Source organism: Phycisphaerae bacterium (assembly GCA_018003015.1).
Taxonomy (GTDB): domain Bacteria; phylum Planctomycetota; class Phycisphaerae; order UBA1845; family PWPN01; genus JAGNEZ01.
On the sequence record JAGNEZ010000068.1, the window covers coordinates 19,729 to 30,785 of the forward strand.

Annotated in this window: 7 protein-coding genes; 5 read left to right on the forward strand and 2 right to left on the reverse strand. The window is 63.0% G+C overall.

What is annotated here, in order from left to right; all coding sequences use genetic code 11:
* Nucleotides 1-48: 48 nt before the first annotated feature.
* Nucleotides 49-1,443 carry an alpha-L-fucosidase gene (locus KA354_21030; protein ID MBP7937136.1) on the reverse strand — a complete coding sequence of 465 codons (1,395 nt, stop codon included), beginning with the start codon at nucleotides 1,441-1,443 and terminating at the stop codon, nucleotides 49-51.
* A 299-nt stretch (nucleotides 1,444-1,742) separates the two neighbouring features.
* Here KA354_21030 and KA354_21035 point away from each other — a divergent pair, with 299 nt between their 5' ends.
* The 3 genes from KA354_21035 (at nucleotide 1,743) to KA354_21045 (ending at nucleotide 5,290) form a co-directional block, all read left to right on the forward strand.
* Nucleotides 1,743-3,245, forward strand: a complete 1,503-nt coding sequence (locus KA354_21035; GenBank protein ID MBP7937137.1) for a BNR-4 repeat-containing protein — start codon at nucleotides 1,743-1,745, stop codon at nucleotides 3,243-3,245.
* A gap of 11 nt (nucleotides 3,246-3,256) precedes the next feature.
* Nucleotides 3,257-4,729, forward strand: a complete 1,473-nt coding sequence (locus KA354_21040; protein MBP7937138.1) for a hypothetical protein — start codon at nucleotides 3,257-3,259, stop codon at nucleotides 4,727-4,729.
* A 135-nt stretch (nucleotides 4,730-4,864) separates the two neighbouring features.
* Nucleotides 4,865-5,290 carry a hypothetical protein gene (locus KA354_21045; GenBank protein ID MBP7937139.1) on the forward strand — a complete coding sequence of 142 codons (426 nt, stop codon included), beginning with the start codon at nucleotides 4,865-4,867 and terminating at the stop codon, nucleotides 5,288-5,290.
* A 9-nt stretch (nucleotides 5,291-5,299) separates the two neighbouring features.
* Here KA354_21045 and KA354_21050 read toward each other — a convergent pair whose 3' ends face one another.
* Nucleotides 5,300-7,759, reverse strand: a complete 2,460-nt coding sequence (locus KA354_21050; GenBank protein MBP7937140.1) for a hypothetical protein — start codon at nucleotides 7,757-7,759, stop codon at nucleotides 5,300-5,302.
* Between the two features lie 332 nt (nucleotides 7,760-8,091).
* Here KA354_21050 and KA354_21055 point away from each other — a divergent pair, with 332 nt between their 5' ends.
* Both KA354_21055 and KA354_21060 read left to right on the forward strand, forming a co-directional pair.
* On the forward strand, nucleotides 8,092-10,146 hold the full coding sequence (locus KA354_21055; GenBank protein MBP7937141.1) for a hypothetical protein: 2,055 nt from the start codon (nucleotides 8,092-8,094) through the stop codon (nucleotides 10,144-10,146).
* An 86-nt stretch (nucleotides 10,147-10,232) separates the two neighbouring features.
* On the forward strand, nucleotides 10,233-11,057 hold an 825-nt coding region (locus KA354_21060), incomplete at its 3' end, for a hypothetical protein (GenBank protein MBP7937142.1).

Sequence of the window (11,057 nt, forward strand, 5' to 3'; positions counted from 1 at the left end):
GGTGATGAGGCGGACAAACCAAGATCCGGGGTGAGCATCCGTGGGTCTTTACCGGACCGATGCCGACGCGGCCGGCCCGACCTGGACCACCACCACGGAAGCGACGGGGTCGGGAGCCTTCTCGGGAAGCAGGATGGCGACATCGTCACCCTTGCGGGACACGGTGAGCGGTTTCTTTTCCGGGTCAGCCAGGAAGTACGCGTTCTCGATCGTGTCCTTCAGGCCAGGAACGATGAGTTCCTTCTTCGGCCAATCGAACACGTGCAAGTAGAGCTTGCCGGGCTTCCGGGTGCAGCGTCCCCAGGTGAGTCTCTTGAACGGGCTGGCAGTGGTGCCATAGATGGACTCGCCGTTGACGGTCATCCACCTGCCGACGCCCTCGAGTCGCTCAACGGAGGCCTGGGGTATCTCCCCCTCCGGCGTAGGTCCGACGTTGAGCAGGTAGTTGCCGCCTTTGGAGGCCGTGTCGATGACGTTTCGCACCAGTTTCTCGACCGATTTCCAGTTCTTGTCGTCGGTGCGGAAGCCCCAGGTGTCGTTCATGGTCATGCACGATTCCCAGTCGACGCCCGGCAGTCCGGTCTCGGGGATTTCTTGCTCCGGGGTGCCGAAGTCGCCGGCGTACTTTCGATCCTTCTTGTCCATGCCCTGCATGCCTTGGCGGCCGGTGCCGATGCGGTTGTTGATGATCACCGACGGTTTGAGTTTGCGCAGCTTGTTATACAGGTCGACGGCGTCTTGCTCTTTCCACCAGGGCAGCCATTCGCCGTCGAACCAGAGCACTTCGGGATTTGGGCCATCGAGAAGTTCCTTGAACTGCGTTTCCATGAAGCTGATGTACTCGGCCTTCCGTTCCGGGTGCACGTTGGTGGGGTTATAGGCCTTATCGTTATGCCGGTACTGAGCCGGATGGTGCCAGTCCATGATGGAGTAGTAGGTACAGAACTTGAGGCCCTGCTTGCGGCACTCGTCGGCCAGCGGCCTGAGGAGGTCCTTTCCGTAGGGCGTGGCCCTGGCCACGTTGTAGTCCGTGGCCTTGCTGTCGAACAGGCAGAAGCCGTCGTGGTGTTTCGAGGTAATGACGATGTACTTCATCCCTGCGGCCTTGGCCAGACGGACCCACGCGGCGGGATCGTACTTGACGGGGTTGAACTGCTTGGCCAACTGCTCATATTCTGGGATGGGGATATTGGCGGTGTTCATGATCCACTCTCCGCCGCCTGGCGGCACGAATTTCCCTTTCCACTCGCCCGCCGGAATCGCATAGAGTCCCCAATGGATGAACAACCCGAAGCGGGCCTCGCGCCACCAAGCCATGCGGGCATCACGTTCCGACTGGGTTTCGGAGACCGTCGCGTCGGCGGCGATGGTCGGCACTGCGGCCGAGAGGAGGACGGTACCCAGAACGACGATTTGTCTGGACGACGACAGTGGGCGGTGCATTGGTCAGCTCCTTGCTCAAGAACACCATTCCGTCGCATCACGGCAGGATCTGTTGAGCCATGGTACACTACCCCCCTGCCGAGCGGAACAGGGGGCTTGAGGTGGGGGGCTTGAGGTGGATTCTGGGGCCCGGAGCTTCGCGGTTCAGTGTCTCGCGGGTTGGAGGGTGTTCCGAGCGTGGTCCCAGGGCCTGATTCCCCATTGAGGGGGGCACGGGCAGGGCTGGTATTCCTGGCATCCCGGCGTTGTCATCGATTATCATGGCGGCCTGATTGCCCGGTGTCGCAGGAGGTTGCCCGATGCTTCGTTCTGACTTCCTTGGTGCCGTGATGGTGATTCTGCTGCCCGCGGCCATGGCCATGGCGGCTGCTGCACCCGACCGCGATGCCCGGGCGGAACACCGTCCCCGGGCGCAAGGGTACCACGGCATCTGGTACGCGAACCAGAAGACCGATGATGAATACAAGTATAAGTACAGCGGCGGCTTAGGAACCTACCCTTCGAACCATCTGCCCATGGCCTATTACGCCGAGAAGGCCCAGAAGACTTTTTTTGTGTATGGCGGCATGGCGGCGGATGGTGCTCTGTCGGACCAGCGCAGCCTGCTGATCATGGTTTCGTATTTCGATCACAGGACCGGCATGGTTCCCCGGCCGACGCTGTTGATGGACAAGAAGACGGATGACGCCCACGACAACCCGACGATTCAGCTTGACGACAAGGGTCACGTGTGGGTCTTCGTGGCCGCTCACGGCACCGCGCGGCCGGCCTATATCTTCAAGAGTGCCGAGCCGTACGAGATCGACTCGTTCCAGCAGATCTGGGAGACCAGCTTCTCGTATCCCGAGCCGTGGTACATTGAAGGCAAGGGTTTTCTGTTCCTCCACACCCGCTACCAGGAGGGCCGCAGGCTCTTTTGCATGACCAGCGCGGACGGTGTGGTCTGGTCTGAGCCGAAGATGCTGGCCCGCGTCGCCCAGGGTCATTACCAGGTGAGCTGGCGGCACAAGGACAAGATCGGCACGGCCTTCAATTATCATCCGGTCAACGGTGGGCTGAATGCCCGCACGAACCTGTACTACATGGAGACCAGGGATTTCGGTCAGACTTGGCAGACGATCGGTGGTGAGAAGCTGGAGTTGCCGCTCACGGAGGTGAGGAACCCCGCCCTGATTCAGGATTTCGAGTCGGTCGGCCAGCTCGTCTACCTGGTGGACCTGAATTTCGATTCGCGTGGTTTCCCGATCATTCTGTTCGTGACCAGTCGCGGCTGGCAGCCGGGCCCGAAGCACGGCCCGCGCAAATGGACCACGGCCCGATGGGTTGGCAAGGGGTGGGAGACCAACGGGCTGCCGCTGGCGGGCAACAACTACGACTGTGGATGCCTGCATGTTGAAGAGGGCAATCACTGGCGGCTGATCGGGCCGATGCTGGCCGGGCGGGGCAAGCCTGCGGGGCCCCAGCCGTACAACCCGGGCGGCGAGTTGATGATGTGGACCAGTGACAACACGGGCCGACTCTGGCACTCGCGGTACCTGACCTACAAGAGCCCGTACAACCACAACTACGTCCGCCGCCCGGTGAATGCTCATCCGGGCTTCTACGCCTTCTGGGCGGACGGCAATCCCCGGCAGCCGTCCGAATCGCGGCTCTACTTTGCCGACAAGGAGGGCCAGGTGTTCCGGCTGCCGCCGGTTATGCTCGAGGACTTCGCCAAGCCGGAGTTGGTGCCCCTCGAAACGGATACCCATCCGGCCCCGGCTTCGGCAAAGGCTCCTGCCCCGACGCCCGCCGAGAAGTAGGAGGATCAAGAATGGCCACTGGACCGTCGGCTGCCGCCCTGCTCTTCGTGGTTGGGCTGCTTGTCGGGGTGTTTCTGGTGTACCGCGGGATTCGCGGTGTGCCCACGCTGAGCGATCCCAAGTGCTCGAAGTGCGGTTACGATCTCCGCTGGGTCAAGCCGGAGGTGCATGTGGTGTGCCCGGAATGCGGTGCCGATCTGAAAGCTCCGCGGGCCGTGCGTTTCGCTGACCACCAGCGAAGGCCGCGGCTCATTCTGATTGGTTCGCTGATCTTGCTGGCCGCGGTGGCCGTGCCCACCGGCCTGAGAATCACGGCAGGCCTATCCCGGCCTCCGTCACGAGCGACCACGCCGACGAGGGTGCTTGTCGCCAGTCTGGCCACGAGCGCGGGTCAGCCCTGGGACTGGAACGAGCTCAACCGCCGTCTGGCCGCCGGCCAGATGACGGGCCAGGATGTTGTTGGCGCGATCGATCAGTTGATCAACCACCTGACGACAAAGGCCAACGCCGGACGTGAGCCACTGCACTGGTCGGGGAGTTTTGTCGCGAACGCCGACCAGGCCGGCCTGATTTTGAACGAGCAGTTCGGGCGTCTGGCGATCGCCTTCCACGGACCGGCGCCGAAGGTCTCGGCTCACACCCGGGTTCGGCAGGGAAAGCCGCTCGCATTCACGGTTCAGTGCGACGGTCCATGGAACCTCGCGGGATGGAGGATGATATGGGCGATCCGGAGGGTGACGCTCGATGCTGGTCGCGAGCTGGCCGTCCTTGACCCGGCTCGACCGGAAGGAGGACCTGTTATTCCGGAGTTGCTCAGCGGGACCGGGGATTGGCCGATCCATGGCCGAATGCTGCTAGATGCCCCAGTTGGAAAGCACACCCTGACCTTCGACATGGACATGGGTCTGGTCGCGGAATCCGTGCCTTTCAGAACGGCCAGCGAGAGGCCTGGCCAGGCTGACCGCTGGCCGAAGCCGCGCTGCAAATGGAGCAGGTCGGTCACAGTGAATGTAGAGGTCATCGGTCCGGGCGGGACGGCCGTCGAACTGGTGACCGATGCCAAGCTCGACCCGGCCCAGAAGGACCATTTGACGGCCACGGGGGTGGTGTACCCGCTGTCGGAGCAAGCGTGCACGCTTGATCTGACGTTCACGGCAAAGGATCTCCGTGTTCCGCTTGCCTTCAAGGTAACGGTTCGTGCCCGAGGCCAGGATTTTCCTTGCCAGCCGATCAAAGTGGATACCCAGGATAGAGACGGCACCTGGAAGTACCGACAGGCCGTCCGAACGCTTCCGCGGGATATCAACACGGTCGATCTGATTCTGGCTCCCGACGCCGAGCTTGTCGGCGACGCGCCGGGCTTTGACCGGATCTGGGGCAAGGACATTGTTCTCCGGGATGTACGGTTGCAGCGCGAGGACCTGGAGGATCCCGGGGTCCCAGCTTCGTCTTCCCCCAGCAGCGCCGCTTTCGGGTCGTTCTGAAGACCGGCACCCGCAGCGATTGCTTTCATTTCTCGAACGGGGGGCCTATAATCCATACCGACCTGAGGGCAGCGGGGCCAATGGACGGGTCCTGCGCCAGGTAGCCTGAACTCGCGCCGGACAAGGAGGCCCGCGATGAGACGAAATCCCCTCTTCCTTCTAGGTTTGGCTGCGCTACTGTGCATGGGCAATGGCTGCCCGATCTCGATATCGCCGGACACGACCAGCGTACGGCTGGTGAACAACACGGCGTTTCCCGTGGAAGTGCGGCTCTATTATGCCGCCCAGCAGAACATCCTGGAGAGTCTGCTCGAGGCGATCGGCACGGAGTACGAGGCGACCATTGCACCGGGCACGACGGCGTCGTTCTCCCGCGACTGTGAGGAGCTGCAGGCGATCTTCATCGAGAACGCCAAGCTGGTTGTCGTTGGGGATGTTGGCCCCAGCACGGACACTGATGTCTATCGGGACGGCACGGACTTCGGCTGCGGCGACACGCTGACCTTTACGTTCACCCAGCCGGCGCTGCCGACCGAGATCAACGTGTCTTTCAGCAACTGAGGCGGAGAGCTATTCTCCGGCCGTGAGCTCAGTCAGCGATTCCAGGAGTTGGACGCGAACCGCATCAGCCTTCGAGCGGTCTTTGGGCGAGTGCCAGTTCAGGTTGTTCACGCCGGTCGCGTTGAGTACTTCGTCGGCCGCGTGGGTCGCGAGCGATCGGGCCTTGGCCAGTGCGGAGCTGCTCCTGCCGGCAGCCTCCCCGCGGCCGGTGGCGGCGCGCAGCATGACGAAGTACTCGTAGTCCTCGGCACTCTCACGAATCGCCTCCATCTGCTTGGCGGCGGTCACCGAACGATCATCGAGGAACAAGGGTGTATAGGGTCCACTTGTCGCCAGGTACTCGTTCCACGACGATGTGCCGCTGCTGTCGCCGAACGCCCAGAAGAAGGAGCCGGTTGCCCCGATCTTCCAGCAATGCCAGGCCTGGAGCCGGTAGTACGAGTACGGATCGAGCAGCCGGGCTGGCCCGGAGCACGAGTAGAGCTGCAGCGTACGGCCGCGATCGCGCTGGCCGAGGTAGAATGCCTCGAACTCCTTGCTGTGGGCAAGCCACATGGGCCGGTTCGGGCAGAGGACGTGGCAGAGTTCGAACATCTCCGACCGGCCGTCGCTCGGCTTAGCGTAGATCGGGTCCTCCCAGATCAGGACCTTGGGATTGGCCGCCCGGATGGCCCTAGCCCACGGGATGATGACATCGTCGTGTTCATGGGCCCGAGGCTCATCGACCAGCAGCAGCCCGAAGCGATCGGGCTCGATCCCGCGTGTCTTGAGGTGGTCTACCCAAGCCGAGATCCATGCCCCGACGCGCTGATTGAACGATTCGCTGCCCATGGGGACGCCCAGGAAGTTGTCGCCCACCGAGGCGAACACGAAGTAGGCCTGGGCGTCCGGCCACTGATTGAGCCATGCATCGAACCGCCGGGTGTCGAGTTGGGCCTTCGGCGGGCTGTCATTCGTGAAGGTGACCTGCATGATCGAGGCGGAAGTTGCCCAGGGGGCGTTGACGAACCGGCTCCGCAGATGCTCGACCAGGGCCTGGTGATTGGTGGGGGTCATGCCGTACATGCTCTCCTGGTCGGTGTAGTCCCATCCGCCGACCCAGAGCGTGGTCCTGGGGGGAAGGGTCATGGAATAGACCTTGAGTCGCACGGGCAGGCTAAGCGGCTTGATGCTGTCCGCCTCGATGATCACATGGCCGGCGTGCTCGCCTGGAAGAAGATCGAGGGCATGGAAGGTCAGCCACACCTGTCGCACCAGACCCGGGACGACCTCGATTGTCCAGCCCTGGTCTGTCCGGGCCGCATGCGGCAGTGCCGCGGTGACCGGTTGTCCGGAAACCGTGTCTGTCCAGGGAACCTCGTGGACCGTGATCCAGGGGGGAGCTGGTGAGTTGGGGAGGTCCTTGAAGCGGACCGAGACCTTGACCGGTGCGTCCGTCGTGTTGGCGAGGTTGAAGGCGGCCGAACGGTACTCGCCGCCCATGGTGTGCACTTCGATTCGTCCGGGGGTGGCGACCGGCGGCTGGAAGGGATCTGTCGGGTCGTAGGGCTGGACGACCCAAGCTGACAGTCCGCCGTGCCCCAGCGCCCTCCAGAGTGACGCTTGGACAGCGAAGAGGTTTGCGTGGATTGGGTTGAAGGGCAGAACCGCTCGGAACGACTCGTGATCCAAGGGCTTGGCGCTTGCGAGCAGATCTTGGGCCAATCCATTCAGCCGGCCGAGCAAAGGGGCCTTGGCGGCCTCGTCCAGTTTGGCGGTCTGAATGGCCTGTTTCAGGCCGTGCACGTCGCGGTCGAAACGCCGGCGGATACCGGGCTTAACCCGCACTCGACTGCACCAAGTCTTGAGATCGCCGACCGGCGTGCCGGCGGGCCTGGTCTGGAGTAGAGCATCGTCCCCGCGCAGGATTTCCACCTCATCGCAGAAGAGGTACGGTCCCGTGGGCATCGCCACGAATCGCACATATCGCCCGCGGGTGGTCAGTTTCGTGGTGCTGAACTGCCGCACGGCGTATCCCGCCGGCATGGTTCCCGGCGTTTCATCGAGTTCGACCAGATCGCCGGCCTGACGGTAGTCCTTTCCGTCATCGCTGACGTGGACATGGATGCCCGCCGGCCAGAGTACCCCAGCGACGCCTGCCGCGGTGCGGAAAGAGGCGCCGCCGATGGGCTGGATCTTGCCGAGATCCATCGTGATCGTCACATAGGCGGCCGACTGCCAACCGACGGTGCTCTTCTGCGTCCAGAAGTACCCCTCGGTGAGACGGCCGTCGGTGAGTTGTGTCACATCGCCCGGGTCGGTGCAGTGTTCGTATGACGGTGCCACCGACATGACGTACTTGGCAGCTCGGGCGAGGTTACGGTCGGCGGGCTCATCGGCCTGTGCCGGCGCAGCGATGAAGGCCATAGCAGCCAGGGTCGCGATCAATGCAGCACCGCGCAATTGTCGTGATATCGTTGAACGAGACATGAGGATCACCTCCGATAGATGGACTCGGCCCACAATAGGCTCGCAGGTGCGGTTGTGTCAATCGGCGGAGAGGGTGTCAGAGCCGCGATCGTCTCGGCGCGCCTCGAACAGAACATCAGCCCGCTGGAAGCGTGACAATAGAACAAGGGAGAGGGGTCGGTGGTCGCGGTAGACCGGCGTCGAACGACCGACCTATGGGTCCGCCTGCGGCGGAAAAAGCCGCTGAAGGAGCTCACATGGAAACCGGATCAACGGGCGAGGCTTGACGGGATGTGCTATGATGCGGCCGTCTGTGATGGCAGTTTCATTCCATTCGGGCGCGAGGTGAAGCGATGAAGGCGTGTCTTGACGAATATCGGCATCGACGAGTCGTTGTGGTTGCGGAGGTCATATCGGCATTCTGCTTGACAGTGCTCGGCGCGTTCGCCGATACCGCGACTCGGCAGGACGGCGGATGGTGGGTCGTCGAGAACACACGGCTGCGTCTGAATCTCGATCCGAGAGAGGGCACGCTCAGTGTCCTCGACAAGGGCAGCGGGCACGAATGGCGGCAGGCGAGAATCGAGAAGCGGTCGGGCAAACCGTTCTTCAAGAATGTGCGCGCGGTCAAGGACGGCCTTGCTCTTGAGGGAGTCTTCGGTTGGACGAAGGACAAGGCCAACGTGATGACTGTCACACTGACCATGCCCGACGGCACGGCGGATGTGCGGGTGGAAGCAGACATGGCCGACCGCAAGTCGCGGATAGATTATGCCTTGTTGTTCGAACCGTTTGTGCTCGACACGCCCCAAGCGGTGATGGCCGTCGCGGACTACTCGGACGGCCATCTCTACTCGCTGGATGAGAAGCCGTTCCGACCCAAGTGGCTGGCAGGCGATCGGCTGGACATGCCCTGGGTGGGCATCTGCGATCTCGAACGCGGAATGGGATATGCGATCGTGCTGGAAACGAGCGACGACGCGGTGGTGGAGTCCAAATCATACCAGGTGGGTGAGCGGGAAGTGCATCTTCCGCGTGTGGCCTGGAGGGGGAGCAGGGGGACGTTTGACTACCCGCGTCGATTGCTCTATCGATTCACCTCCAAGGGCGGGTACGTCGCCTTGGCCAAGGGTTATCGTGAATATGCCCGCACGCAGGGGTTGCTGGTGACACTGGCAGAGAAGCGGAAGAAGAACCCGAACGTGGGCCGCCTGTATGGGGCCGTCGATGTCTGGGGCTGCAACGACAAGCGTGAGCGGGATTACGCCAGCGAGTTCAAAGCCGCCGGCGTAGACCGGATCATCCTGCATGGGACGCCGTCGCGTGAACGCATGCTGGCCGCCAACGAGATGGGCTACGTTACCAGCGAGTACGACAACTACACTGATATTGAGCCGATCGAGGCCGGCAAGCAGCCCGATTCTCATCACGACCTGCTTCCGGACCGGGCGGTGCTCAAGGCCGACGGCGAACGGATGAAGGCGTGGCTGACGTACGACAAGAAGACACAGTTCATGAAGCGGTGTCCGTCGTTCTGGGTTCCGACGGCCAAGCGGGTCATCCCGAAGGTGCTGCAGAAGCACCCCTTCCTCGGCCGTTTCATCGACGTAACCACGGCCGAGGCGTTGTACGAGTGCTACGACACCAACCACCCGCTGGCCAAGGCCGACAAGCGACGGTGCGGCGAGGAATTGCTTGCGTACGTGGGATCGCTTGGACTCGTGGTCGGCGGTGAGCACGGCATCTGGTGGGGTGTACCGCATTTGGACTACATCGAAGGAATGATGAGCAGCAACCTGTTCGCCTGGCCGGCCGGTCATCTGATCCGTCCGAAAAGCCGCGCGGAGAAGTTCAGCGGGCCGTACGGCTGCGCCACGTGGGAAGAGTGGGTCAAGTGGAGCGGGCCCGACTGCCGCGTGCCGCTGTGGGAGCTGGTCTTCCACGACTGCGTGGTTTCGACCTGGTACTGGGGCGACACGAACGACTGGCTGATGGCCGTCGATCCGCGGGACGCTGAGCGCAAGGATGCGTTCAACATTCTGTACGGCACTATCCCGATGCTGTGGGCGAACAAGGAGGGCTCGTGGGAAGTCAACCGTGAGCTTTTCCTGCGAAGCTGCCGGAACACGACCTGGCTGCACCGGGCCGTGGCGGAGGCCGAGCTGGTCGATCATGTGTTCGTCACCGCGGACCGGGCGGTGCAGCGGACGCGGTTCTCCGATGGAACGGAGGTGGTGGTCAACTTCGGGAAGGAAGCTCGCGAGGTGGAGCTGGCGGAAAAGAAGTACCAGCTGCCTCAGTTTGGTTTCGCCGCGAAGGGACCGCAGATTGAGCAGTCGTGTACGCTGATCGACGGCAAGCCGGTGACCACGATCGAGTCGCCGGCGTTCCGCTGGTCAGGCAAGTAGCGGGGTGCACTACCTTGACGGGATAGTCGAGCCGCGCCACACTCCGCCCATCGAGTGAATGCCAAACCTCTTGATGGAGTAGGTCTATGATCGCACTGACCGGCCTGGTGTGCAGTCTTCTGATGGCGGGGCAGGGTGAGACCGCGAGTGCAATTCAGAGTTGGCTCAGCCGCGAGCATGCCCGGGTCGTCTGGCAGATCGGGCAGTTCGACGGGCGGAGCGCCGAGTTCGGGCTGGCTCTCGACCAGGCCCAGCAGTTTGCCAGGCGGTTCGGCGAGAAGGTGACCTTCGAGGTCGGCAGGAACCCGCCGGGCGACTTCCCGTTCATTCATCCGAGCGAAAAGGATATTTCCTGGGGCGGCCGGCCGGTGATTCCGTTCACAATTCGTTTCGCGATGCCCGAGGACGCGAAGGGCCCGCATGTCCTGCTGCTGGCCCTGACCGACACGCACGAGCAGTTGGCCTCGACCATAGAGGTTGCCCTGAATGGCGGGAAGGTGTGGAAGCAGAGAATGCCGCTGGGGCGAGGCCGGGCTTTCTATGGTGATCCGCAGGGCACACCACGCCTGTTTCTGGTTCCGCTTCCGACAGCCCAGTTGCGTCGAGGGACGAGCGAGCTGGTGTTGACCCTTCGGGGTGGCAGCTGGGTGAGCTATGATGGCCTGGCCTTGCTCGCCTGGCCGCGAGCGGCGTGGGACCCGCCCGCGCCTACGGAGGTTCCGGCCGGAGTCCGGACGATCGCGCCGGACCAATTCACCGCGGAAAACGGTCTGGCCATACCGGAGCAGGACGGGCTGCGCGCCGTTCTGCTGCCCGAGGGTGTGCTGGTATCCGAGGGCTTGGCTCTCACGGCCGCCTTCTATCTGGAGTTCGCGATTCGGCCGCAATCGGGCAAGAGCGTGATCTCCCAC